Origin of the sequence: Crocosphaera sp. XPORK-15E, from assembly GCF_034931425.1 — a bacterium.
Lineage (GTDB): Bacteria > Cyanobacteriota > Cyanobacteriia > Cyanobacteriales > Microcystaceae > UHCC-0190.
Map to the genome: position 1 here is coordinate 54,374 of NZ_JAYGHQ010000020.1, position 25,437 is coordinate 79,810.

Consider the following 25,437-nt stretch of genomic DNA (forward strand, 5'->3'; position numbering starts at 1 on the left):
TTTGACTCATTAATCAAGTTTACTGAGATTTTCGACGGTATAAGTGACTTCATCATCGGCTAACATTTTTTGATAGTCAATGGCGATACGAGTGGGATAACCCAAGGTAGAATGATAGGTGACTAAAATTTCATACGCTTTTTTTTCAATTGCCTCTGCTATGATTTGAAATAGTTGTTGAATCGTTTTGGGGTATGTTAAATCAGCGATCGCTTGATTGGTTTTTAGGTCGATAACTTGAGTAATTTTACCATTTTTAACCGAGACTTTGAGAGGAGTATTACCTGGAGAGGGACAAAAACACTGTTGTTGATAGTTATATTGATAGTTTTTGAGGGGTTGCGATCGCCATAATTCACGATTTTTTTGTAATTCTGTGATTAGTTGAGAACTTTCTTGAGAATTAGCATTAACTGGCATTATTTTTACACAGATTACTATTGCTAATCCTATCAGAGTTAAGATTAAAAAAGACCTCATTTGTCTGTTGTTTATCATCAATTCTGATTCTCCTAATTATTCAGTATTCCCTATATTAAACAAAGACAGACGCACCATAGCACGCCTGTCAATCCAGATTTAAGATTTCAATTAGCCTAACTTAATTTTTTGGGACTGAGTAACATCATCATGTTTCTTCCTTCCCGTTTTGGGGCCTGTTGAATATCAGCCAAATCTTTCAAATCATTAGCCATGCGATCTAGTAAATCTTGAGCTAAATTAGAGTGTTGAATTTCTCTACCCCGAAAGGTAATCGTCGCTTTTACTTTATCACCAGATTTAAGAAAGCGTTGGGCCTGATTGACTCGCACTTGATAATCATGTTCGTCAATTTTATAGCGCATCTTTACTTCTTTAACATCAGCAGTATGCTGTTTTTTCTTCGCTTCCCTGGCTTTTTTCTCCTGTTCAAATTTGTACTTGCCGTAGTCCATAATTCGGCAAACAGGGGGTTTAGCGGTTTCACTAACCAAAACCAAGTCTAATTCTCTCTCCTGAGCGATTTTTAAGGCTTCTTCAGGAGTGACTACCCCGACTTGTGAGCCATCACTATCGATGACTCGAATTTCGGGGAAGCGGATTCTTTCGTTGATTTTGGGGAGATCGCGTTGTGTGCGTCTTTTATCTATCACAGGCGTTTGTTAATGTCTCTCGGTTGGATGAATGAACTTTAGTAGATTAATGCTTTTCAGTAGCTTGTTTTATTTTACTGATTTTCTACCAGGTTCTGTCTGGATTTATTAATTTTATTTTCTAAGTTTGGGGGACTTATCTTTTTTAGAGACAACCCTCCCGTCTTTCCCCTAGTTTAATCCTTCCTAGGACTATCGTAAAATGAAAAGGTGTAAAGATTTATGACAGGCGAAGTGGGTGAGTTATCAACAACCTTGGGAAATGCGGATCGGACGGCAACGGGACTGGATTTGGCGCGGTTGGCCCATCCGTTATACTTTTTTACCCTCTGGGGCAGGAAAGTTGACGGAATCTCAACCCTCCATGATTCTTCTTCATGGGTTTGGGGCGGCGATCGAACATTGGCGGCATAATATGCCAATTTTAGCGCAGGATTATCGGGTTTATGCTTTAGATTTATTGGGGTTTGGGGGATCAAAAAAAGCGGCGGCGGATTACACGATTGATCTTTGGGTGGAACAAATTCATGATTTTTGGCAAACTTTTATTGGTAAACCTGTTATTTTAGTTGGTAATTCTATCGGTTCTTTGGTGTGTTTAACTGCCGCGTCTAAATACCCTGAAATGGTGGCGAGTATTGTCATGTTAAGTTTACCGGATGTTTCTTTAAGACAGGAAATGATTCCCAAGGTTTTACGTCCTATTATTAATACCATAGAAGGATTATTTGCGCCCCCTTTATTATTAAAAGGATTGTTTAATATTATTCGTCGTCCTCAGATTATTCGTCCTTGGATCGGGTTAGCTTATTATGATAAATCTGCTGTGACTGATGAGTTAGTTGATATTATTGCTATTCCACCCCAAGATGAAGGGGCTGCTAGGGCATTTTGTTTGTTGTTTGAAGGGTTAAGAAAGCCTGGTTATGCCCCGGTTGTTAAGGACGTTTTACCTGATTTTAAAATTCCTATATTATTAGTTTGGGGTCGTCAAGATCGTTTGGTTCCTTTTTCTTTAGCGGCTCAATTTGCTCAATTAAATCCTAAAATTACTTTGGTAGAATTAGATCATGCTGGCCATTGTCCTCATGATGAATGTCCTGATCGATTTAATTCTATTTTATTAGATTGGTTGAAGTTAGTTAACTATTAATCGTTACTTATTGCTTAAAAATCATGACAAAAACTTTACTAAAAACAGAAACCAGAATCCTATTAACAGGAGTACGTTGGGAAACCTATCAAGGTTTGGCTTTAGATTTAGCGGAAAATCCTAGTAAAAAATTAACCTATGACCAAGGAATATTAGAAATTATGACTCCTTTACCTGAACATGAAATCAATAAAGGGTTTTTAGGAAGATTGGTACAAACAACGACGGAGGTATTAGGATTAGAAATATTAAGTCTTTGTTCTACTACTTTGAGTAGAGAAGATTTACGAAAAGGCATCGAACCGGATGAGTGTTATTACATCACTAATGAGGTATTAATACGAGGTAAAATCAATTTTGATTTTAATGTTGACCCTGCGCCTGATTTAGCTATTGAGATTGATATTACCAGTAGTTCTTTAAATCGCTTAAGTATTTATGAGGCTTTGGGAATTGGAGAAATCTGGCGGTTTGATGGTCAAGAATTGTTTATTTATTGTTTAAAGGAAGGAGGTTATGAGGAACAAGAATTTTCTAAGGTTTTGCCTATTTTGTCTAAGTCGCTTATTTTAAGATTCCTTAAAAGACGGGGAGAAATGGGAGAAAATGCTTTAGTTAATGAGTTCCGTCAATGGTTACGAAATAATAGCTAATGGGTAAATCATAAATTTGCTTTATTTATTCATTATTTTCAGAGTTTTAACCAATTAAAAATATCCCCAACAGTTAATTTTAATTCAGCTAAAAATTCAGGAACGGGTAAATTATCTTTTGAATTTTCTAAGAATAAGGGTTGTTGTTGAGGAAGAAAGACAAGAATAGATTTTGTTTCAGGATCAATTAACCAACCCAAATAAGTACCATGATTGAGACAATAAAGGATATTTCCCATAACTTTAATCTGGTTTTGATTAGGAGATAAAATCTCAATTGTCCAGTCTGGATAGGTTAAACAAATATTAGCAATATCTCCATCTTTATCACAGGGTATTCTTGACCAACGCAAAACAACTACATCAGGAACAATAGATCTTTCTCCAAAAGTACAGCGTAATTCTGGAAAGGCATAAGCAATTTTTTGTGGTTTACTAATAGCATTAATAGCGATGATTAACTCGGCTTGAATGCGACTATGTTTTCCTTGGGGCATGGGTTTTTGAAGAATTTGACCATTGATATATTCTTGAGTGGGTTTCGTTTCTGGAAGTTGCAGAAATTCGTCTAATGTTAAGGATTTATTAGAGGTTTGTATCATAAAAAAGTTGAAATATATTTTAAGTTAATGAATAAGTTAATTATAATCCATATTCCTAACCTATGCTTATCAAACATAATAATCAAAAAAAGAAAAAATAGCGATCTTCAACAACTAGGGACAACAAACCGCTAATCTAGATCAAGAAGACGACAACAGGAGTAACATAAGTGGCCTTCAAGATCGGTTTACTCGGTTTGGGAACAGTGGGAACGGGAACCGCACAAATTATCTTAGATCCTGCGGGACGTAACCCCTTATTACAAGATATTACGATTCATAAAGTGGGAGTGCGATCGCTGGATAAACCCCGTCAAGTGCAATTCTTACCAGAGATCATGACGACTGACTTAGAAGCAGTAGTCAATGATCCTGAGATTGACATTGTGGTGGAATTATTAGGGGGACTCGAACCAGCGCGATCGCTGATTTTACAAGCTATTTCCCAGAAAAAGCACGTTGTCACGGCCAATAAAGCGGTTATTGCCCGTTATGGGGATGAAATCTACGAAGCAGCCAATCAAGCGGGGGTTTACGTTCTTTTAGAAGCGGCTGTCGCGGGAGGTATTCCCATTATTAAACCTCTAAAACAGTCCCTAGGGGCCAACCGGATCACCAGTATTATTGGCATTATCAACGGCACGACTAACTATATTTTGACCCAAATGACCACAGAGGGGGCAGATTTTGGGGAAGTCTTAGCCGAGGCCCAAAATTTAGGCTATGCTGAAGCCGATCCCACCGCCGACGTAGACGGGTTAGATGCAGCCGATAAAATCGCCATTTTAGCCTCTTTGGGGTTTGGGGGACGGGTAAAGCGGGAAGATGTCCATTGTGAAGGTATTCGTCAGGTTAGCGCGGCAGATATCACTTATGCCGATAGACTAGGATTTGTCATTAAACTCCTGGCCATTGCGAAAGGATCAGGGGGTTCAGCCTCCGATCAATTACAATTACGGGTACATCCTACCCTAGTCTCCAAAACTCACCCCCTAGCCAGTATTAATGGGGTGTACAATGCGGTTTTAGTGGAAGGCAACCCCTTGGGACAAGTCATGTTTTATGGGCCAGGGGCCGGGGCGGGGCCAACAGCAAGCGCGGTGGTTTCCGATATCATGAATATTGTGGCCATTCTCAAGAGTAGCGGACTTAATAACAGCCTTGATCCCTTATTAAGTTGTGTTCATCAGCATTTTTGCCAAATTACTCCCATAGAACAAATAGAAACCCGCTTTTATGCCCGTTTCCTTACCAAAGATTTACCGGGGGTGATCGGTCATTTAGGGACTGCCTTTGGCGATCATTGCGTTAGTTTAGAGTCGGTGGTACAAATTGGCTTTCAAGAGGAACAAGCAGAAATTGTCGTCGTCACTCACAATGTTTGTGAGGGTAACTTCCGTACTGCCTTAGATGAAATTCGGAATCTAGAGGCGATCGCAGATATTCCGAGTATTTTACGGGTTTTATAGATCAGTGAGTAGTGAACGGTTATTGGTCTTATTTCTGTCCTTGGTTCCCTTATTTTCTTCTGTTTCTGTCATGGCCCAAAGTCCAATGTCAGAAATTTGTCAGACTCCTGCTTTATCCCGCTTACAACGTCATATTATTGCCCCAGGGGAAACTATTGAAAGTATTGCCCAGACTTACAATTTATTGCCCCAAACCTTAATTCAATTTAATTCGAGTTTACAGGGGGGAACGATGACAGTGGGGCAGTCTCTTTCAATTCCGCCTTTTAATGGTATTCGGGTGACTGTACCTAATGGGGCAACCTGGAATGATTTGGCTAAGGCTTATGGTATTCGGGCCGATGTTTTATTTGAGATTAATGGCTGTGTGAAAACCCCGAAAGTAGTGTTTATTCCAGGGGTGAATTGGGAATCAAGGACTAATGCTCGGCCGGATAATTATACGGGGTTGAGAGGCTATCCTTTGCCTGCTGTGGCCCCAGTTGGGCTTGCTTATGGATGGCATACTGATCCGACGACGGGACAAAATTTTTTTCATGGGGGAGTTGATCTTTTAGCTGAGGTGGGAACTCCTGTCTTAGCAGCAGATGGGGGAATGGTGGTATTTGTTGCCCAAGAGGGTAATTATGGCTTTTTAGTGATTGTTGATCATGGCAATGGACGACAAACCCGCTATGCTCATTTGAGTCGTTTTGCTGCAAAAATGGGTCAATCGGTGAAAGTGGGGGATGTGTTAGGCTATGTGGGAGCAACGGGACGACCTGATATCTTAAATCCTCATTTACATTTTGAAGTTCGTTATAAGTTTCCGGTAGGCTGGGTAGCACAAGATCCTATGACTCATTTATCTATTAAAGAGAATTTAAGCAAATGGTTAGTCAAAAAACAATCGAAATTGTTAAGAAAACAGCCCCCGTTTTAAAGGAAAAAGGCACCGAAATTACGATTAGAATGTATGAGTTGATGTTCAGCGATCGCCCGGAATATAAGTTAGGCTTTGAAACCAGTTTTATGCAGCATTTAGATGGGGGTTCCCAACCTGGTCAATTAGCGGCTTCTGTCTATGCTTATGCGACTCATATTGATAAATTAGATGAGTTGGCCGCAGCAGTAGAACATATTGCCCATCGTCACACCAATAGTCGGGTTATTGCGGAACAATATCCGGTGGTGGGTAAGTTTTTATTGGCTGCTATGAAGGATGTTTTACAAGATGCTGCTACTCCAGAAATTATGGCAGCATGGGAGGAAGCTTACTATGCTTTGGCTGAGGTTTTTATTAACCGAGAACAAGCAATTTATCAAGAAGATGATCAAAAATTGAGAGAAAAATTAGAACATTAAGTCAAAGCTAATTATATTTACCCATTGTACATTGCTAAACATTTCACCATCATGATTCTAATTACAGCATTTTACGAGTCAGTATGATATGTAAACCGTAGGGCATGGCGATAATAAGTTAATGGTTTTAAGAGTAAGGTTACTAATGCCATGCCTCTACAAATTAATGGCGTACTCCAATCAACTTGAAAAATAATTTGTTGTATATTTAATGACTAAATCTTCCTTAAATCATCCCATTGTTGAACAAAGTTTTGCCATTATTGATCAAGAAATAGGGGAACATAATCTTAATTCATTAGAATATGCGATCGCTCGTCGTGTCATCCATTCAACGGCAGATTTTGACTTTATAAAACTCTTAAAATTTAGTCCTGATGCAATTCAATCAGGTATTAATTCCCTACAACAAAAAACCCCTATTATTACTGATGTGACAATGGTAAAACAAGGTATTGTTAATTTAGTTAGAAAAACCTTTAATAATCCCATCATAACTGCTGTTGAAGCAGCATCTCAACCCTTACCAGGAAAAACCCGCACAGAAACAGGTTTATTAACTTGTTTTGAAACCTATCCTAATGGAATTTATGTGATTGGAAATGCCCCCACTGCTTTACTTGCTTTGTGTCAACAAATTACAGCAAAAAATAGCAAACCAAGCTTAATTATTGGCGCACCTGTGGGCTTTGTTTCTGTGTTAGAATCTAAACAAGCATTAACAAAGATTGATGTCCCTAAAATCCTAGTAGAAGGAAGAAAAGGCGGCTCATCTGTGGCAGCAGCTATTATTAATGCTTTATTAGTTTTAGGGTGGGAAAGTAAGCAATCATTACTGTAAATTTATGTTAAATTGACTTGCAAATTTTTAATTTATGATTATTATTGAGATAATGATTTAGGGTAAGTCATCGGAGAAAAATGCTTAATCTTCCCTTAATTTTAGATATTGCGATCGGCTTAATTTTTATTTATTTAGTCTTGAGTTTATTTGCGTCTGAAATTCAAGAAATCATTACGACTTTATTACAATGGAGAGCTAAACATCTCAAAAACTCAATTGAACATCTTTTCTTAGGAACTTCTAAAGAGGAAGAAGATATAATACAAACTAAAGCCTTAGTGGATAATCTTTATAAAAATCCTTTGATTAAAAGTATTAATCATCAATCAAAAGACAAAATCACAGGTTTACTAAAATTAATTATTAGCCCTTTTTCAAAAGTAAATGATCAAAATACAGCCCCTTCTTATATTCCTTGTAAAACTTTTGCCGTCACTTTATTAGAAGAGTTAAAAATCCCTACACTATCTCATAGATTTAGTTGTTTAAAGTTTAAAAAACTGCAAGAAAAATTAATTATGAGACTGGGCAAAATTGAAGGAGTAGACGAAAAAGCATTAGAAAATTTCAATAAAAACTTAGAAGACATATCTAAAGACTTTGACAATAAAAAATATTCTTTAGAACTCAGTCTTCTGCGGGCTAAGAGTAGATTTAATGAATTTATTGCTGATAACCAATCCTCACCTAATACAGAAAAACAAGAGTTATTTGATCAAAAAATAGCTGCTATTAAAAACATCTTTTTTGATGAGAAAGAGTTTAATATTCTCTATAAAGAAATGAAGCTTAATTTAATTTATTTGGCTCAATTATTAGATGCAAAAAATCATGTGAAGGACAAAATAATTAATGATTTAAAAGAAGAACTTGGCGAGGATATTGCTAAGAAAATTGAAGCAGAATTAACCAAAATTCCCCCATCCTTAAAAGACAGTATTATTGCTCTTGCTTATCGCGCTCAAGCTGAAATAGCTACAGTAGAAGAAGATGTTGAGCAGCTTTCTAAAGAACTTGAAGTGTGGTTTGATAATTCCATGGAACGCGCTTCAGGAGTCTATAAACGTAATGCAAAAGGATTTGCTTTTTTGCTAGGTTTTTTCATTGCTTTTGCAGTTAATGCTGATAGTTTTCACATCATTAATAGACTCTCGACAGATGGAGCTTTGCGAAGTACAATTGTTGAAAATGCTTCTGTTATAGAAAGGAGTTGTCAAGATTTAGATTGTGTTCAAGAACAAACAAAACTTGCTTTAGAAAAAATATCTCTTCCTATCGGTTGGGATCAGAATAATTTGCAAGCTCAATGGGGTAGTAACCTGGAATTAAATACAGGTATTTTATCATTGATTAAAAAGGCTTTTTTTGTGATTTCAGGATGGATAATTAGTGGGGTTGCAATTTCTATGGGATCGTCATTTTGGTTTGAGTTACTGGGTAAATTCATTAATGTTCGTAATACAGGAGCAAAACCTGTTTCTTCCTCTGAAAATGCAGAAAAAAAATCTAATAATTAAGTATGATTAACGTCGTTGGAATTGGTTTAAATGGACAAGAAAGCTTAATAGAAAATACTCGAAAACTTGTCGAAGATGCTGACTTATTACTGGGAAGCGATCGCCATTTAAGTTATTTCCCTAACCATCCAGCAAAAAAAATAATTTCAAGCAATTTTTTGGCCGATATTAACAGTCTAAAACAAACTTATAAATCCGATCAATCAGTTGTTATTTTAGTTAGTGGTGATCCCTTATTTTTTGGCTTAGGAAGATTACTTTTAGAACATTTTGAGTCTCAAGAGTTAGAATTTTATCCCCATCTCAGTTGTCTTCAATTAGCCTTTAGTCGTGTTAAAATACCTTGGCATGATGCTAAACTTATTAGTGGTCATGGTCGTCATTTAGATGAGTTAATCTCTAGTTTACAACAGGGCCTTGAAAAAATTGCCGTCCTCACCGATAGTATCAATAACCCTCAAGCGATCGCCTGTCTTTATTTAAGTCTAAATATTCCGATCAATTATGAGATTTGGGTATGCGAAAACTTAGGAGATACTAAAGAAAAAATAACCTGTTTTTCTCCCCAAGATTTATCTACCAGCAACCCCGATCAATTTGCTGTTCTTAATCTAGTAATTTTATTGCGTAAAAATTCCCTTGAATTAGATAAAATTACCCTTGACAAATTACCATTATTCGGTATAGAAGACCGCTATTTTTTAACATTTGAAGATCGTCCTGGACTGATGACAAAACGAGAAATTAGGATGATTATTTTAGGAGAATTATGTCTTAAACCACCCCAAATTATCTGGGATATTGGCGCGGGGACGGGATCAGTTTCGGTAGAAATTGCTCGTTTATGTCCGACTTCTCAAGTTTATGCTGTTGAAAAAACAGCTATGGGAATTACTTTAATCAATAAGAATTCCCAAAGATTTAAGGTTAATAATATAACTTCAATTCAAGGAAAAGCCCCTGATATCTTAAATAATTTACCAAACCCTGATCGGATATTTATTGGAGGAAGTGGCGGCAACCTAGTTGATATTTTAGAAGTTTGTCAGCAAAAATTAACCCAACAAGGTATGATAATTATTGCTGTCGCAACCTTAGAAAATTTAGGAATCAGCTTAAATTGGTTAAAAAATAAGGGCTGGGATTATCAATTACTCGATCTCCACATAGCCCGTTCAGTTTCTCTTGCTAATTTAACACGCTTTTCTCCCTTAAATCCAGTGACTTTGATTCAAGGGAAGAAACCCGTTGTGGATTGACCCAATTTTGCTAAGTTAGTGATAGAATATATGAACCATGTACAACTGAAATCTTGCACCATGATTTAAAAATTACAAAAACCCTATTTTTAAAGACTGAAACCCTATTTACTTCGTTACTGTTTGGTAAAAAATCGGATTTTTCAAGCTAGGTGCAAGATCTCAGTACAAGAAATATTTCCCGTATTAAGGTAATTCATCTCTACAGTTACCTAGGCAGAAACAACTTAAAACTGTTAAATTTCCGAACCTGCTGACAGTAAAGTCAGCCAACACTTTAAAACTAAATGACTCAAAACCCTCGCGGTGTCAACAATCAATTACTGGCAGCATTACCTGAAGTTGAATATCAAAGAATTGCCCCTTACCTAGAATTAACAGATCTTCCCCTAGGCTATATTCTGGATGAACCCAAGGGAAAGATTGAATCGGTGTATTTCCCCAATTCTTCCATGATCTCTCTGGTTTCTATTTTATCAGACAATGCAACAACAGAAATCGGCTTGATTGGTAAGGAAGGAATGGTAGGATTACCAATTATTTTGGGAGGAAATCATTCCGCCCATCTAGGGATTGTACAGGTAGCTGGTACCGCTATGAAACTTAATGCGGAAGTTCTTATACAAGAATTTCAGCAAAAAGAATCATTGTACAAACTATTGTTATTATACACCGAAGTGCGATTAAATCAAATCGCGCAAATTGCTGTCTGTAAATCTCATCATGATATTCAGAAAAGATTTTGTCGCTGGTTATTATCAGTACAAGATTGTGTTGAACAAGATGAGTTATTTCTCACCCAAATCTTTATTTCACAAATGTTGGGTGTGCGTCGTGCTAGTGTGACAAAGGCAGCCCAAGTATTGCAGAATCAAGGACTGATTAATTATCAACGGGGACGAGTTACAATCCTCAATCGGCAAGGTTTAGAAGCTCACGTTTGTGAATGTTATCACTGGATTAAGAATGATTATCATCGGTTACTAGGAAACGTTTAATTGTAATTTTCTTCCCAAATCAAACTGTGATTGACTGGAGCTTTTTCGGCAACAATTTTTACAGAACTGATGGTAGAATCTTCATTCAAGATATAGGGAATTTCTTTGGCAATTAAGGTTTCAATTTTGAGTCTTTCTTCTAAAGAAAAACGAAGATAATCACTACCATTTGACAGTGACTGAACATCCTCTACAACCGTATGACGATTCGGAATTTCGCTGAGGATATGAGCCATTAGCTTTTGTCGAAAATAGGAAAGAGAAAAAAAGACTTGATAGGGATGTCCTGGAGGATATTCTGCTAAGAAATCTTCGATTTCTCTGTGGACAAGAATTGAGGTTAAATTAACAATTTCATAAGCCATAATCTTCGGGACTCCTGAGTAATTAATAAACAGAATAAAATGAGGATAAATTCTGTTGAATGAGAATGTTTGGCGTAAAATGGGCAAAAAAGAATTGACCATCTGAAAGCGTCTTAAACCATTAATAAAGTAAAGTTTTTTGTTCAACTATCCCATAATTAATTGTAGGGATAAATAGCAAAAAACACTGTACGGCATCGTACATAGCCAATTTAACTTAACATTTACTTTTAACCACGTTTCGAGCCAAGTAAACGAATATACTCATTTTGAATTACGCGATAGCATTCACAGGCATTTTCTTCTAATCCCTTACGATCAAGAATATGCACTTTGCCCCGACTATAACTAATTAAACCAGCATTTTGTAATTCATTAGCCGCATTTGTTACCCCCGCCCTTCTTGTACCTAACATATTCGCCATAAATTCTTGAGTCAGGGGCAACTCATCTTCAAGCACACAGTCATAGACTGAGAGCAACCAACGAGCGAGACGCTGTCTGATAGAATGTTGGCGATTACAAGCGGATGTTTGTGCCACTTGAGTTAATCGGGCTTGGGTATAAATCAGCAACAATGCTTGTAATTCTAGTCCTCGCTGAAACTCTTTTTTTAAGATTGAACCATTAATCTTCAAGGACTCTCCATCCATTTGCACAATGCCTCGACTTATGGTCTGCTCTCCCCCTAAAATAATTGGAAGACCAACAAACCCTTCATTGCCAATTAAACCCATTTCTGTCGTTGCGCCATTATCCATAATGGACACAAGGGAAATCATCGCCCCGATAGGGAAATAGGCAAACTCAAGAATTTCTCCAGGTTCGTGCAAAATAGTCCCACTGTCGAGATACATCAGCTTGAAGTAAGGCGTTAATCGCCTAGATTCTTGTAAGGGTAAAGCATCAATAAGTTGATTACCGGATTTTGATTTGGTTTGGGACACGAATTTTGGGCTAGTTTTGCCGATTTCATCTTTTAAACATTGTGAAAACAACTCCTAATTGGATTTCTAATCAAGAACCAATAATTAGGGGAAAGAGAACAACTAAAGTCTAAAACAACAGCCATACATAATGTACAAGTTGTTATTTGGTATACCCGTACATACTCCTATTATAAAAAACATTTTGTCGGTACGCCAACGTACATAAGGAGGAAAATCGGGTATTATTACTAAGTTGGACATAGGCTCAGTCCTGTTTCGGGACAGACTAGGACAAGGAATAAGTTATATTAAGGAATTATTAAACAAGTTAGGGATCAACCTAAGTTAATTCAGAATCTTTATCCGCCGAAATTACGTCAAAGACTCTAACCAGCCTGATCTGGCAATAATCTAATGACTCAACTACACAACGCCTTTACTTTGTTTCTCAGTCTGCTGGTAGAAGCTTTCCCTTTTCTGTTGTTAGGGGTATCCCTTTCCAGTGCCTTACTTATCTTTATTGACGAGCGCAAATTAATTGCTATCCTGCCCAAAAATCCCTTCTTAGGGGCTGTAGCCGGAAGTTGTATCGGGTTTCTCTTTCCGGTGTGTGAATGCGGTAACGTGCCTGTAGCGCGACGACTGTTAATGCAGGGAATGCCCAACTCAGCAGCCATTGGCTTTTTATTAGCGGCTCCTACCATTAATCCTATTGTAATTTGGTCAACCTGGGTGGCCTTTCGAGATCAACCAGAAATTGTCGTCTTTCGGGTAGTATTTTCCTTGGCGATCGCCATTACCATTGGTTGGATCTTCAGCGTACAAAAAGATCCCCGCCCCATGTTACAGCCATTATTAGCCCAACGGATCACCACAATTTCCCGTCGTCCTAAATTTTCCCGTTATCCTGACAAAAATGAGGCTAAAAGCGAGTCGGTATTATTACAGTCAGGCACATTTTTACTGGGTACAGCAGGAACACCCTTAAAAATGGAAGAAATGTCAGCCGGGGGCCTCAGTTTATCTAGCAACCAGTCAGGGGAATTTACCCAACGGTTAGGGCTATTTGTAGAAAATGTCAGCCAAGAATTACGGGAATTAGGGGGAATGCTAATTATTGGTAGTGCGATCGCCGCTTGTCTTCAGGTATTTGTTCCCCGTGAAATCATTCTCAATTTGGGACAAAGCACCATTAGTTCTATCATAGCAATGATGCTATTAGCGGCCATTGTTTCTATCTGTTCAACAGTTGACTCTTTTTTTGCCTTATCTTTTGCCTCTACCTTTACCACCAGTTCTCTGTTAGCGTTTCTCGTATTTGGGCCGATGATTGACATTAAAGCCATTGGTTTAATGCTGTCAATTTTCAAACCCCGAATGATCATGTATCTTTTTGCTTTAGCAGCGCAATTAACCTTTATCTTGGTCTTATGTCATAGTTATTTCTTTTAGAATTGCTGTGATAGAAAGATCAAAAATTAATTACCCATGAATCTATTATCCAGACTCAAACCCTCCCTTAAGCTAAAACGCCTGTTGCCAGGGTTAGACGTGCTGGCAATTTTGATTTGGGGCGCATTATTGTTTAAATATTGGATCAGTGGCCAATTAAGATTACTGATCCATCCTAATTACTTTTGGCTAGTTTTCATCACCAGTATTTTGTTAGTTTTGTTAGGCATAGTTAAAGCGCGGCTATGGCTTAAAGACTTACAAAAAAAATCTAATAACGGGGAAACGGTACAACATATCACCCTATTTCCTCCAGGGTGGGGCAGTAGCCTTTTAATTATCACGGCAGTAGCCGGGTTTATTATCCCTCCCGTCGTTTTTAACAGTCAAGTAGCCCTACAACGAGGCATTTCTGAATCATTACCCGTCACCCAAGCCCAAACCGAAAGCTTTAGTGCTAACGTGAAACCAGAAGATCGATCGCTGATTGACTGGATCAGAACCCTCAATGCTTATCCTGAACCCGACGCTTACCAGGGACAAAAAGCCAAAGTTACCGGATTTGTAGTACATTCTCCCATTCTCCCCGAAAATTATATATTTTTAAGTCGTTTCATCTTGACTTGTTGTGCCGTAGATGCTTATCCCGTCGGCCTGCCCGTAAAATTAGACCGCGATCGCAGTAACTATCCAGCAGATACATGGTTAGAAATAGAAGGAGAAATGATGACAGAAACCCTTGCTATTGATAGCCAAACCATGCAAGAAACCCCCACAGAAAAACGTCAATTAGTGTTATCTGCTGATTCCATAACCACCATTCCCACTCCTGATGATCCCTATGGATATTAAACTTAGAAGTCAGTCGGGACAGGTTTTTTCAGAAGTGATAAGTGTTAAGTAATAAGTAATAAGTTTAACCTCAGCTATCTACACACCAGCACTACCCGTAGGGTCAATTAATGAATTGACTCTACCAAAACGCTATTTGATAAGTTATGTAATGTATTCCAAATCACAACCATTACTTAAAAAAAAAGCTATCCTAATATCCCACATATAGAGTAAACATTCCAAAATTTAACGGGACATTACACCATATCTGTGGTATAAACGAAAAGTGTCCTAATTTTAATTGGCACAAATTTAGTTATTTTTTCAGTACAAAACTATTAGTTTTTTACCCTTAGTCCTAGCAGTGTAAATGATGCAGCCGACAGTTTTAACTTCCCCCCATCAAACCCATCTTGGAGACACCCACACCCCTCATTCTGGCAACCCTTCACAGCTAGGAACGAGTAAAATTCAAGTGATCCGACGGGATAGTTCTTGGACTGCCCTCAATATCGGTAAAATTCGGGCAGTAGTAGACTGGGCCTGTGCTGGTAAAGAAGTTAATACAATTGCATTAGAAGCCGGATTAACCACCCGTTTACGTCATGGCATCACCACCAGGGAGATCCAGGATAACCTAATTAACTGCGCTTTGGAAATGTGTAGTCCCGAAGAACCAGACTGGCGTTATGTGGCGGGAAGACTGCATATTTGGAGTCTTTGGAAAGATACCCTAGTCAGTCGCGGTTATCAATACGGGAATTATGAAACAACTGCCAGGACTAAGGTAGAGGATGGAAGCTACGATCAACGCCTCTTAACCTATTCTAAGACAGAATTACAGGAAGCGGGTTCCTGGATTAATTCTGACTGGGATACTGACTATGACTATGCTGGGGCCGTTCTTCTCACCAGTCGCTACTTGTTACCCCAAGAACTCCCCCAAGAAGCAATCTTAACCTGCGCTTTATTATTAGCGATGGTAGAAACCCCCGAAAATCGTCTCCCTTGGGCGCGGCGTTTTTACGAGGCCATTGCCAGTCGTAAAGTGTCCCTAGCCACCCCAATTTTAGCTAATTTACGGGTTCCAGGGGGGTCGTTGACCAGTTGCTTTATTTTGTCGGTTGATGACAGCTTAGAGAGCATTTTTGAAGAGATTACCAACACCGCTAGAATCTCTAAAAATGGCGGAGGTGTGGGGGTCAATGTTAGTCGTATTCGGGCCACGGGAAGTTCGGTTATGGGTAAACCCAACGCCTCTGGTGGGGTCATTCCTTGGATTAAACTGTTGAATGATACTGCGATCGCCGTTAACCAAGGGGGAAGACGGGCCGGGGCTGTTACCGTTGGGGTAGATATTTGGCATTTAGATGTACCAGAATTTTTGGAAATACAGACCGAAAATGGCGACCAAAGACGGAAAGCTTATGATGTGTTTCCGCAGTTAATTTTGACGGATGAATTCATGCGTCGGGTAGAAAATAAGCAGGAATGGACATTAGTTGATCCTTATGAAGTTCGTAAAAATTTAGGCATTGAATTAGCCGAATTATGGGGCGTAAAGTTTGAGGAAGCTTATCGCTTAATTGAGGCAGAATTAGGCAGAAAAATCACCCTGTATAAGCGAGTGAATGCCCGTGAATTGTTTAAAACAATCATGCGATCGCAAGTAGAAACAGGTATGCCCTATTTAGCCTTTAAAGATACTATAAATCTGGCAAATCCTAATAAGCACGTCGGTTATATTCCTGGTGTTAACCTTTGCACTGAGAGCTTCTCAAATGTTACCCCAGGACAAGAAAGCCACTGCTGCAACCTCGTAAGTCTTAATTTAGCTAATATTGAGGATCAAGAAATTGATTATTTATGTAACATAGCGGTTCGTATTCTCGATAATACCATTGATATTACTAACCCTCCCTTTGAAGATGCGAAGAATCATAATAATCGATATCGTACGATTGGCGTTGGAGCAATGGGGTTAGCAGACTGGTTAGCTAAAAGGCGTTTAACCTATGATAACTTAACAGAAATTAGCCAATTATTTGAAGAAGTGGGTTATTGGTGTACTCAAACTTCTATGGAGTTATCAAAAGAAAGAGGTCCTTATAATGCCTTTGCTGGAAGTGATTGGAGTAAAGGTAAATTAATTGGGTCAAAACCTGTAGAATGGTTCTTAGAAAATGCCCATCAAAAAGAGCGTTGGTTAACCTTATCAGAAGACATTAAAACTCATGGCATTCGTAACTCCCATATTACGGCGATCGCCCCTAATACTTCCTCCTCATTAGTGCAAGGATGTACAGCAAGTATTCTCCCTGTTTATAGTCGTTTCTTCTATGATAAATGGGCCAAAGGTACAGTTCCCATTGCCCCCCCATTTATTAATGATTCATTTTGGTTTTATCCTGAAAATAAGACCTTAGATCAACAAAAAGTCGTCAAAGCAGTAGCAACAATTCAACAGTGGATAGATACAGGCATTTCTATGGAATTGTTGTTTAATTTGAATCAAGGTGTTTACTTCCCGAATGAACCCGAACGTTGTTTAACCGCTAAGGATATTTTTGATAGTTTGATGTTAGCTTGGAAAGAAGGTTGTAAGGCGATTTATTACGTCAGAACGGTACAAAAAGACGATTTTAAAGAGTCTGATAATAGTTGTACTGCTTGTGCAAATTAATCGGTAGGGTGGGCATTTTGCCCACTCTATGGTATAAGAGGTAATGAAAACAATTTAGAGTTATGATATAGAAAAATGATTATATTGTTAGAATTATCATTTGATCCCTCAGATAGAGAAATTTTTTCGGTACAATTTCGCTTTTAAATGTGTCAGTGATCGCAGATATTGTAGGTTGGGTTGAGGCGGTTTCCTGAGCGATAGTCGAAGGGGATGAAACCAAACATCATGTCTTATGTTTACTATAATGGGCAATCTTAGAATTGTCTAAAAAAACATGAAATTGCCTAAAGAGACTATTATTGCTGAAGCTAAGATAACTCAATATTTACTGCGTTGGAAAGCTGAGGATGATAAATCTAAATTCTTGGCAAAAGCAGGATATACAATAACTACTGCCAAACAACTACAAAGAGATTTAAGGGAACAAATTCTGCTTTTAGATGCTGTTTACACAGAAACAGATCGTTTTGGGGATAAATACGAAATTAGAGGAACTTTGACAGGTTTAAATGGAGTCAGTCTAGAAATTGTTACAATATGGATGATAGAATTTGATTCTGGACAAACTAAGTTTATTACCCTTTATCCTAATCGGTCAATTAAATCATGAAATTTGAACTATTTTCAAGAATCGCCTTAAAAGAAGATTTACCAAACTATAAATTATGTCGAGGAGATGTAGCAACCATTGTCGAATATCATCCCGTTAAAAATGGAGAAGATGGTTATAGTCTTGAAGTTTTTAATGCTGTGGGAGACACTATTGCTGTTGTTACTGTTGCTGAATCACAAATTGAGTCTTTAATGAATAATGAAGTGCTTCATGTTAGAGTTTTAGAATCAGCTTAAAGTAATTATTTTAATGTCCCATCATATTTGACAATCAATTTGCTTGTAACATATTTGTATTTTAAATATTATTTTTAGCATCCAAAACTGCAACATTCAATACAAAATACCTCAAAAATGTTCATCACGAACAAATATCATGATAAATATTCTCATTAAGAAACGAGAGCAAGGGGTTGACAAACCATACTACTTTTTTGTATATTAATGAATGATAGTAACGGTAGGATTAGCCAAATTTTATACCTGTAATGTGCTTACTTGAAGGGAAAATGTTCTTTCCAGATGCACAATATTGCAGATAAACAAAGGGTTAGAGGTGAGGGAGAAGTTAAGGACGAGCAAGAAAATCCCGAATTTTTGCCCATCTTCAGAAACCTTATGCTATACTTAACATATATATAAACTCGTTGATTACGTAAGTTTGTCATTGCTAATAACTGATATCGTAACGATAGATACAAAATAATGTTTGTATCTGTTCTAGCAGTGATAGGCCGTCATAGAAAAGCCACCGTATCAGAGGAGCCGTCTGTCTGATGGACTATTTGGAAAAAGTTCTCGAAAAATTGAAAGAATGGGCCCAAAAACTCATTGAGACATTGTTAGGGCCGCAAGCGGAACCCGAACCAGAGTTAATTCCAATTCCCGTGAATGACCGCCAACGTCGTCGCTAAAGTTGAGAAGTTCCTCGTGTCGAACAAAGGGTTGAAACCGTTAAGTATTCTAGTGCTTCATGGCCCTAATCTGAATCTGTTGGGAAGGCGAGAACCTGGTCTATATGGTTCTCTAACCCTGGATGAGATTAATAGCCGTTTGACGGAGATAGCAAAGGAGTTAAACGTCAGTTTAACGACGATGCAATCAAACCATGAAGGAGTCTTAGTTGATGCCATTCATGGTGCCTGGGGCAAGCATTTGGGAATTTTAATCAATGCGGGAGCCTATACCCATACGAGTATTGCTCTACGAGATGCCCTGTTGGGGGTGAAAATTCCCACGGTTGAAGTCCACCTGAGCAATATTTATCAGCGAGAGTCTTTCCGCCATCATTCCTATCTAGCATCGGTAGCTATTGGACAGATCAGTGGATTTGGCCCCCAAAGCTATGTGTTAGGACTTCAGGCCTTACATCATCATCTTACCAAGGATTCCGAATGAGGTGATGGCTTAACTGGGCCATGTTATTTCGAGGGGGGAATTCCCTTCAAAGAAATTAACGTATCAATCACCAACTTAGCCACAGGGGCGGCCACCGTTGACCCATAGGTATTGCCCCCTTGCGGTTCATCCACCACCACCAAGACCACGTATTTAGGGGACTCTATCGGCAAAATTGAGACAAAACTGGTAATCTTGGCATTAGGCAAATAACCCCCTCTCGGGCCAGCTTTTTGGGCGGTTCCAGTTTTGCCACCAATACGATAACCAGGAATTTTCGCCGCTTTCCCTGACCCGGTATTAACCACAGTTTCCATCATTTCCACGACTTCTTTTGTCACTTTCGGGGAGATAATTTGTTTCGTCTCATAATTCGGTTTCCAGTGTAGTGTTCCTTCCACATCAACTAAGCCCTTGACTAAATGAGGAGTCACCAATTTACCCCCATTGGCCAAAGCCCCATGTAATTGTACTAACTTCATGGGTGTTAAAGAAAAACCTTGACCAAAAGAGGCGGTTGCTACTTCAATACCCTGACTCATAAATATATCCTTATTTTTTAATCTTCCTGATACTTCCCCAGGTAAATCAATCTCTGTTTTTTGATTAATTTCTAGCTTTTGTAAGCGTTTATAATAATCTTCTTTATTCAACCTTCGCATGATCTGAACCATAGCCACATTACTAGAGGTTTGTAACACCTCAGCAATATTAATAGAGCCGTTTCCTGTCTTAGATGCGTTGAAAATATTCCAGCCATCAACTGTCACCAAACCCGAATCAAAAATAACCGTATTCGGTTCAATTACCCCTGCTTCTAGGGCCAAGGCAATATTAAGAGGTTTAAAAGTCGAACCTGGTTCATAAAGGTCACTCACTGTCCAATTTTTTAACAATTCTACCTTAGACTTATAAAATTGATTAGGATCAAAAGTCGGTTCACAGACTAAAGATAACAAAGAACCATCCGTTGCATCCATCACAATGACTGCCCCTCGTTTAGCATTAAATTTCTTTAATTGTTGCTGTAGGGCAGAACGGACAGACCTTTGTAAGCGCATATCAATAGTTAATTGTACCCGCCAATCATTGGATTTAAGTAAGTCAGAAGGGAGAGAAGTGGGCATAATAGAACCCAAAGCAGTTCTTTGCACATAAAGACTCATTAAATCCCGTTCTAACAGCTTTTCCTGACTCAATTCAATTCCCGCTTGGCCCTGTCGTTCATTATCCACAAAACCCACCACATCGGCCATCACATTTTCTTGAGGATAAAAGCGGCGATAGGTTTCATTGACTTCTACCCCATCTAGTTTTAGGGCCTTAAGCCGCTCAGCAACTCCTTCCGCTAACCCCCGTGCGATAGGAATTCCTGTTTTACGCTCTTTAAATCTTTCTATGATTTGTTGTGGGGTTTTATCTTCTAAAATAGGACTTAATTTAGCAGCCACTTCTGCTTGAGTCAGTTTAAATTGAATCGGATGGACATAAAGAATATATTCGAGGCGATCGGTTGCTAAAATATTATTTTCACTATCAATAATAGAACGTCGGGGAATATAGGGGCGAATATTAACAGTTTGTTGTGAACGGGCCTTTTCTTTTAACTCTTGAGATTGAACAATTTGTAACTGATAAATTTTCCAACTTAAACCCAACATGGCCAAAGCAAGCACTCCCCAAACCATTAATAAGCGAAATTTTGGTAAGGGAGTAGGTTGGTTTTTTTTGGAGGATTGGGTTTTAGTCCCAATACGACGCGAGAAACGACCCCTAGGGACAGATTTGGGAGAAGATGGACTGTTTGAACGACTAGAACGTTGTTTAAACCGAGAGTTACGCATGGCCTGTTCAGGTGTGGGGAGTAGGAATGAAGGTTTAAGGTAGAAGTAAGAAGTTAGGAATAAATAGACTTCAATGGTTTCGCCTATTGTAACTGAGCCAACTCCTCCGATTGCCGATTTCCCCTCTCCCGATTAATAGGCAATGGGAGAATCTGGCATTAGGGGTTCTGCTTCGGTTGAAGTGGGGGTGACAGGAACACTTGTCTTAGGAACCTCAGCCGGGGACAGAAACAGGGATTGATTGGGGTTCGGTTCAGTTAAACCAGAGCCAGGTTGTTCCGCTTGTTGTGCCATTTTATGCTTTAAGGTTTCATTTGTCGAGGCAAGTTGACGTTCGTTGCGTTGTAAGGTTTTGAGTTTGGAAAATTCTTTTGTCCAAAGGGTGGGTGCATAAACCGTCCAACCATAGACGGCCAGGGTGATCATCACTAAACAACAGGTAATAGTGGTGGAACTTTTCTGCACTAATAAGAGAAATTGGAGTGCTAAGGGGAGTTGTTGAGAGGTTTGGGGGAGGGGAGTTACCTGGGAAGGACGAGGGGAAGACTGAGAAGCATTAGATGGGGCCGAGAGTCTTCTTCGACGGGATGAACGGGAACGGGATGGTGTGGGTGAGTAATCGCGTGCAGCAGTCATAATCTCCTCAAGTAAGAACTTTTCCGATTTTAAATTGAATTTAATGAAACGATTCCGATGAGAATCTTAAGAGCGTTTGGTTGGAGTAGACGGGCAGATCTAAGACTAAGTTGCATCTGGGGTTATTATTCTCCTAGGGACTTGTGATTATAATGGAGTCCGTTTACGCATCATGTTATAGATTTTATGAGCTATTTGTTTGGTAAATCTTCCTTTCGTGGCCTGGCGATCGCTTTATTTTCTTTAGTTTTGGGATTCACGGCCTTACCAGTCCGAGGACAGCAACGACTTTATAATCCAATTCCTCTCAAATCTGATGCAGAAGTCTCAGATCGCCTGACTGTTCAGGATATTCCTACGGGAGAAGGGGGATTTGCTAAGGATTATCTGGTAGATCTCGAACAGGGAGATCAAGTGGCCATTGATCTCATGTCAGAGGAATTTGATAGTGTTATTTTATTGATCGGAGAAGATGGCACAACCATCGCCGAAAATGATGATGGCCCTGATGGGAGTACCAATTCTCTGTTATTTTCTCGCATTACGGAAACTGGCAAATATATCATCCGTGTCCGGGCCTTTGGGGAAACGGGAGGGGGCAATTTTCGCTTAAAGGTGACGCGGTTACGCCCTGTCACTCGCTAAACCCCAGGGTTAACACACATAAAATTAGGGTTTCTGTCCATTCTACTACGGCACCGTAGGTATCCCCTGTATGACCCCCTAAACGCTGATTAAACCATGCGCCAACCCCCAAGGCGATCGCGGTTCCCATTAGTCCTATCGTTGCCCCTAACCCCCATAAATCAGGGTTTAACCAGGTTAATAGTCCACTCATCCCCCATAGCAGAAAAAACCCCCAAAAGAGATCTTGGGGGAGACGGATTTGTTGTTTATGAAAGGCCCCTTTTCCGGTGGGTTTGAGATAGGGATAAAAGGCGATCGCGCTTACTTGTCCCCATCTTCCCCATCCTGCTACCACCATTAAACCCCACCAACGATAGTCAGATATTTCCCCCAAGGCGATGATTTTTAAGGCGATAACGCTCACTCCTGCCATCACGCCAAAGGCCCCAGTCACGCTATCTTGCATGACAATTAACCGTTTTTGGCGATCGGTAACGGCTAAACCATCGGCACTATCTATAACCCCATCTAAATGCAATCCCCCGGTGATGGCAATGCCCAAGAGAATAATTAATGCACTCCTTACCCCGACAGGAAACCCGACCAATTTTAGGAGTTCATCCCCTAATCCTAAACAACCCCCTAATCCTAAGCCAATGAGGGGGGCCCAACGGGCCAGGCGTTGAAATTTTAGGGGCCAATGGGGAGGTAAGGGCAGAATTGTATAAAAAGTAATCGCCCCTAACAGAGATGTTAAGGAATCAATAAATTTGTTCTGAATTTTTTTGAGCATTAATCTTCACGATACTTAATTTATTGATAATTTATTCAAAGTTTAGGAAATCCCCAGGGAATATTAGGTTAATATTATGTCATAGCCCTAATCACTCTTACAGGCCAATCGAAGACCAGGGATCTTAACTCCAGACTGGCCTAGATAGTCGCGCTTGAAGGTAATTTCTTATGAGTCACGACCATACCTCACAGCCATTTCCCGCTCCCTGCATTATTGACTTTGGGATTATTATTAATGCCGAAGATATCAAACGTATCCTTAACGATCTCGGACGGGTGCGTTATATTCACACCCTTGATGGACAATTACAGAGTGAAGGAGAGGGGTGGATTGTTGAAGTTTTTAGTGATCCCCATCAAGCAACTATTGTAGCGAATCGTTCTCTTTATCTCAATGTTCAAAGTTTCGATTATCTACAGCTTCAGCAGTCAGACACTCAAACAGCCTATTTTGATTTAATTCAGGATAACCGCCGTTTACGGCTGATTCCTGTTACCCATTCTTCTCCAATACCAGACAGTAATTCTAACCTTGATGCTGCTGCTTTGGAAGCAATGGTAACTCAAGTTTTAGCTGCTAAATGGGATATGCAATTAGATGATGAGGATGATTGTCCTTTCTGAGTTCTTTTGGTGTCAAAATTGTTGTTTGATTCCTCTGTTAAGTGCTTCTACCCTTCTCTTGGGAGAAGCACTTTTGCTTATTTATTGTTTAAAAGTAAGCATTTCCCCAATCATCCTGAAAGACAAATTCTTCTAAGGGTTTACGATTTCGGGGGGATAATTCTCTCTCTTGTAAATCTGATTCTAATTGATTTACATTGCCAGGATAACCAATGGCGATCGCAGCAACGGGTTCATAATTTTCAGGAATGTGATAGATTTCTTTGGCTTTTTCTCCATCAAATCCTCCCATTTGATGCAAAAATAACCCTAAAGATTGAGCCTGTAAGGTTAAATTTCCCATCGCTAAACCTACATCATGAAGGGCATGACGATTAGATTTATTATTATGTTTAAAGGATAATCTAGCCACAGAAATCATTAAAATAGGCGCATCTTTTGCCCATTTTTTGTTACCTTCTACCAGACAATTAAGCAGTTTTTCAAATTCTTTGGGGTTGTCTTGGGTAGCGATAATAAAAAACCAAGGTTGATCATTATAACAAGAAGCAGCCCATCTAGCAGCTTCTAATAAACTGCCAATTTTTTCGGGTTCAACGGGACGAGAATTAAAAGCTAAAGGACTCCAACGCTGTTTAATTAATTCATGGAGGGGGTATTGATTTTGAGCAGGTTTTTCCATCTTTATACCTCAAGTTTGACAGCTTTTTGAATCTAGACAAATTTTACAGTATTTATAGGTTAGTTGACAACCATAATACCATAGGTAAGGTCAAAAAACTTAGCAAAGTTGTGACCACAATTGTCCGAGCAACCAGAGGCGGATCTCCACCAAATTCTGTTACTAAAACCAAGGTATTAACGGCGGTTGGCATGGCACTTTGTAGGATCAAAACTTGTAAGTCTAAGCTGTCTAAATTAATCAATTTACCAATTAATAAAGCGATTATAGGGGCGATAATTAGGCGTAAATTGAGAGAAGCAAATTCAAATTTTCTGACCTTAAAACGAGTATCAGCAAGCTGCATTCCGAGAATTAATAAAGCAATAGGAATTGCCGCTACTCCCAATAAGTGTAAACCTTCACCTAAGTTAAAGGGTAATTTGATTTGTAAGACTCTAAGGATTAAACCTGCTATCATTGCCCAAATTAAAGGCAATTTGAAAACCACACCTAAGCTATGTTTTAAACTTGTACCTGCTAAAATAGCGGGGGTGATGCCAAATAACAAAATACTGGAACCAATCATATAAATAATAGCGCGATCTAAGCCCCCAGAACCGAGGGCAAAATCCACTAAAGAGAGTCCCATATTGCCATTATTAGGATGTAAAGTCGTCGCAATTAAACTTTTACGAATTAGGGATGATAAATTAAACCAATAACTAACGCCTAAGACTAATAAATAAAGCACAGAAGCAATAATAAATACTCCTAACAATAATTTAGCAGCACTTTCGGCGGACATAGTTGTTGTATATAAACTATCTGCTACTAAAGCAGGAGCTAAAATATATACAGTTAATTGGGAGAGGGTTTGTTGTTGAAGCTTGAGGGTTTTACCCGCAATAAAGCCAATAAAAATAATAAACGCAACAGGAATAATCGCAGGTAAAAGGATGGTCATTTTATCCTTAATTGATAATAACTAACCCAGGGTTG

The 25,437-nt window shown here is 38.9% G+C and carries 28 protein-coding genes; 18 read left to right on the forward strand and 10 right to left on the reverse strand.

Annotated elements, in window-relative coordinates; translation table 11 throughout:
- Positions 1-9 precede the first annotated feature (9 nt).
- The gene (locus VB691_RS20925) at positions 10-420 is read right to left on the reverse strand and encodes a DUF6174 domain-containing protein (protein WP_323293464.1); all 411 of its coding nucleotides are present in this window, start codon (positions 418-420) and stop codon (positions 10-12) included.
- A gap of 176 nt (positions 421-596) precedes the next feature.
- A complete protein-coding gene (infC, locus tag VB691_RS20930) occupies positions 597-1,133 on the reverse strand; it encodes a translation initiation factor IF-3 (protein ID WP_323293465.1) in 537 nt (178 codons plus the stop codon).
- A 238-nt stretch (positions 1,134-1,371) separates the two neighbouring features.
- On the opposite strand from infC, the gene VB691_RS20935 reads away from it, so the two are divergent.
- Both VB691_RS20935 and VB691_RS20940 read left to right on the forward strand, forming a co-directional pair.
- Positions 1,372-2,286 carry an alpha/beta fold hydrolase gene (locus tag VB691_RS20935; protein WP_323293466.1) on the forward strand — a complete coding sequence of 305 codons (915 nt, stop codon included), beginning with the start codon at positions 1,372-1,374 and terminating at the stop codon, positions 2,284-2,286.
- Positions 2,287-2,309: 23 nt separating this feature from the next.
- The gene (locus VB691_RS20940; RefSeq protein WP_323293467.1) at positions 2,310-2,939 is read left to right on the forward strand and encodes a Uma2 family endonuclease; all 630 of its coding nucleotides are present in this window, start codon (positions 2,310-2,312) and stop codon (positions 2,937-2,939) included.
- 38 nt (positions 2,940-2,977) lie between these two features.
- On the opposite strand, the gene VB691_RS20945 is transcribed toward VB691_RS20940, so the two are convergent.
- Positions 2,978-3,541: a Uma2 family endonuclease gene (locus VB691_RS20945; RefSeq protein ID WP_323293468.1), complete on the reverse strand. Its 564-nt coding sequence runs from the start codon at positions 3,539-3,541 to the stop codon at positions 2,978-2,980.
- Between the two features lie 170 nt (positions 3,542-3,711).
- On the opposite strand from VB691_RS20945, the gene VB691_RS20950 reads away from it, so the two are divergent.
- The 7 genes from VB691_RS20950 (at position 3,712) to VB691_RS20980 (ending at position 10,972) form a co-directional block, all read left to right on the forward strand.
- Positions 3,712-5,010 carry a homoserine dehydrogenase gene (locus tag VB691_RS20950; RefSeq protein WP_323293469.1) on the forward strand — a complete coding sequence of 433 codons (1,299 nt, stop codon included), beginning with the start codon at positions 3,712-3,714 and terminating at the stop codon, positions 5,008-5,010.
- A 70-nt stretch (positions 5,011-5,080) separates the two neighbouring features.
- Positions 5,081-5,932 (forward strand): LysM peptidoglycan-binding domain-containing M23 family metallopeptidase, encoded by an 852-nt coding sequence (locus tag VB691_RS20955; protein WP_416245392.1) that lies wholly within the window; start codon positions 5,081-5,083, stop codon positions 5,930-5,932.
- Positions 5,881-6,354: a globin domain-containing protein gene (locus VB691_RS20960; RefSeq protein WP_323293471.1), complete on the forward strand. Its 474-nt coding sequence runs from the start codon at positions 5,881-5,883 to the stop codon at positions 6,352-6,354. The genes VB691_RS20955 and VB691_RS20960 overlap by 52 nt, the downstream gene beginning before the upstream one ends.
- 211 nt (positions 6,355-6,565) lie before the next feature.
- Positions 6,566-7,195 carry a cobalt-precorrin-8X methylmutase gene (locus VB691_RS20965; RefSeq protein ID WP_323293472.1) on the forward strand — a complete coding sequence of 210 codons (630 nt, stop codon included), beginning with the start codon at positions 6,566-6,568 and terminating at the stop codon, positions 7,193-7,195.
- 80 nt (positions 7,196-7,275) lie between these two features.
- Complete coding sequence (locus tag VB691_RS20970) at positions 7,276-8,715, forward strand: hypothetical protein (RefSeq protein ID WP_323293473.1); 1,440 nt, start codon at positions 7,276-7,278, stop codon at positions 8,713-8,715.
- Between the two features lie 2 nt (positions 8,716-8,717).
- Positions 8,718-9,974 carry a precorrin-6y C5,15-methyltransferase (decarboxylating) subunit CbiE gene (gene cbiE, locus VB691_RS20975; protein ID WP_323293474.1) on the forward strand — a complete coding sequence of 419 codons (1,257 nt, stop codon included), beginning with the start codon at positions 8,718-8,720 and terminating at the stop codon, positions 9,972-9,974.
- 287 nt (positions 9,975-10,261) lie between these two features.
- Entirely contained in the window at positions 10,262-10,972 is a 711-nt protein-coding gene (locus VB691_RS20980; protein WP_323293475.1) for a Crp/Fnr family transcriptional regulator, read from the forward strand.
- Here the strand turns inward: VB691_RS20980 and VB691_RS20985 are convergent.
- Together VB691_RS20985 and VB691_RS20990 are read right to left on the reverse strand one after the other, a co-directional pair.
- Complete coding sequence (locus VB691_RS20985) at positions 10,969-11,337, reverse strand: hypothetical protein (RefSeq protein ID WP_323293476.1); 369 nt, start codon at positions 11,335-11,337, stop codon at positions 10,969-10,971. The two genes, VB691_RS20980 and VB691_RS20985, sit on opposite strands and share 4 nt — an antisense overlap.
- Before the next feature lie 230 nt (positions 11,338-11,567).
- Positions 11,568-12,284: a Crp/Fnr family transcriptional regulator gene (locus VB691_RS20990; protein WP_323293477.1), complete on the reverse strand. Its 717-nt coding sequence runs from the start codon at positions 12,282-12,284 to the stop codon at positions 11,568-11,570.
- Positions 12,285-12,680: 396 nt separating this feature from the next.
- Here VB691_RS20990 and VB691_RS20995 point away from each other — a divergent pair, with 396 nt between their 5' ends.
- The 7 genes from VB691_RS20995 to aroQ all read left to right on the forward strand — a co-directional run bounded on the left by VB691_RS20995 (position 12,681) and on the right by aroQ (position 19,248).
- A complete protein-coding gene (locus tag VB691_RS20995; RefSeq protein WP_323293478.1) occupies positions 12,681-13,718 on the forward strand; it encodes a permease in 1,038 nt (345 codons plus the stop codon).
- A 36-nt stretch (positions 13,719-13,754) separates the two neighbouring features.
- Entirely contained in the window at positions 13,755-14,570 is an 816-nt protein-coding gene (locus tag VB691_RS21000; protein WP_323293479.1) for a TIGR03943 family putative permease subunit, read from the forward strand.
- Positions 14,571-14,925: 355 nt separating this feature from the next.
- Complete coding sequence (locus tag VB691_RS21005) at positions 14,926-17,235, forward strand: ribonucleoside-diphosphate reductase subunit alpha (RefSeq protein ID WP_323293501.1); 2,310 nt, start codon at positions 14,926-14,928, stop codon at positions 17,233-17,235.
- 277 nt (positions 17,236-17,512) lie between these two features.
- On the forward strand, positions 17,513-17,848 hold the full coding sequence (locus VB691_RS21010) for a DUF6883 domain-containing protein (RefSeq protein WP_323293480.1): 336 nt from the start codon (positions 17,513-17,515) through the stop codon (positions 17,846-17,848).
- Positions 17,845-18,087, forward strand: a complete 243-nt coding sequence (locus VB691_RS21015; protein WP_323293481.1) for a DUF4926 domain-containing protein — start codon at positions 17,845-17,847, stop codon at positions 18,085-18,087. The genes VB691_RS21010 and VB691_RS21015 overlap by 4 nt, the downstream gene beginning before the upstream one ends.
- Before the next feature lie 539 nt (positions 18,088-18,626).
- On the forward strand, positions 18,627-18,764 hold the full coding sequence (locus tag VB691_RS21020; RefSeq protein WP_323293482.1) for a hypothetical protein: 138 nt from the start codon (positions 18,627-18,629) through the stop codon (positions 18,762-18,764).
- A 31-nt stretch (positions 18,765-18,795) separates the two neighbouring features.
- Complete coding sequence (gene aroQ / locus VB691_RS21025; protein ID WP_323293502.1) at positions 18,796-19,248, forward strand: type II 3-dehydroquinate dehydratase; 453 nt, start codon at positions 18,796-18,798, stop codon at positions 19,246-19,248.
- 23 nt (positions 19,249-19,271) lie between these two features.
- On the opposite strand, the gene VB691_RS21030 is transcribed toward aroQ, so the two are convergent.
- Both VB691_RS21030 and VB691_RS21035 read right to left on the reverse strand, forming a co-directional pair.
- On the reverse strand, positions 19,272-21,092 hold the full coding sequence (locus VB691_RS21030) for a penicillin-binding protein 2 (RefSeq protein WP_323293483.1): 1,821 nt from the start codon (positions 21,090-21,092) through the stop codon (positions 19,272-19,274).
- 132 nt (positions 21,093-21,224) lie between these two features.
- Positions 21,225-21,728: a hypothetical protein gene (locus VB691_RS21035; protein ID WP_323293484.1), complete on the reverse strand. Its 504-nt coding sequence runs from the start codon at positions 21,726-21,728 to the stop codon at positions 21,225-21,227.
- 186 nt (positions 21,729-21,914) lie between these two features.
- Here VB691_RS21035 and VB691_RS21040 point away from each other — a divergent pair, with 186 nt between their 5' ends.
- Positions 21,915-22,373 carry a PPC domain-containing protein gene (locus VB691_RS21040; RefSeq protein ID WP_323293485.1) on the forward strand — a complete coding sequence of 153 codons (459 nt, stop codon included), beginning with the start codon at positions 21,915-21,917 and terminating at the stop codon, positions 22,371-22,373.
- Here the strand turns inward: VB691_RS21040 and cobS are convergent.
- Positions 22,363-23,148: an adenosylcobinamide-GDP ribazoletransferase gene (gene cobS, locus VB691_RS21045; RefSeq protein WP_323293486.1), complete on the reverse strand. Its 786-nt coding sequence runs from the start codon at positions 23,146-23,148 to the stop codon at positions 22,363-22,365. The genes VB691_RS21040 and cobS overlap by 11 nt on opposite strands.
- Before the next feature lie 170 nt (positions 23,149-23,318).
- Between cobS and VB691_RS21050 the strand changes: the two genes are divergently transcribed.
- Positions 23,319-23,774, forward strand: a complete 456-nt coding sequence (locus VB691_RS21050) for a hypothetical protein (protein WP_323293487.1) — start codon at positions 23,319-23,321, stop codon at positions 23,772-23,774.
- 88 nt (positions 23,775-23,862) lie between these two features.
- On the opposite strand, the gene VB691_RS21055 is transcribed toward VB691_RS21050, so the two are convergent.
- Both VB691_RS21055 and VB691_RS21060 read right to left on the reverse strand, forming a co-directional pair.
- Positions 23,863-24,456, reverse strand: coding sequence for a nitroreductase family protein (locus tag VB691_RS21055; RefSeq protein ID WP_323293488.1), 594 nt, complete (start codon positions 24,454-24,456; stop codon positions 23,863-23,865).
- A 52-nt stretch (positions 24,457-24,508) separates the two neighbouring features.
- Positions 24,509-25,402, reverse strand: a complete 894-nt coding sequence (locus VB691_RS21060; RefSeq protein ID WP_323293489.1) for an AEC family transporter — start codon at positions 25,400-25,402, stop codon at positions 24,509-24,511.
- Positions 25,403-25,437 lie beyond the last annotated feature (35 nt).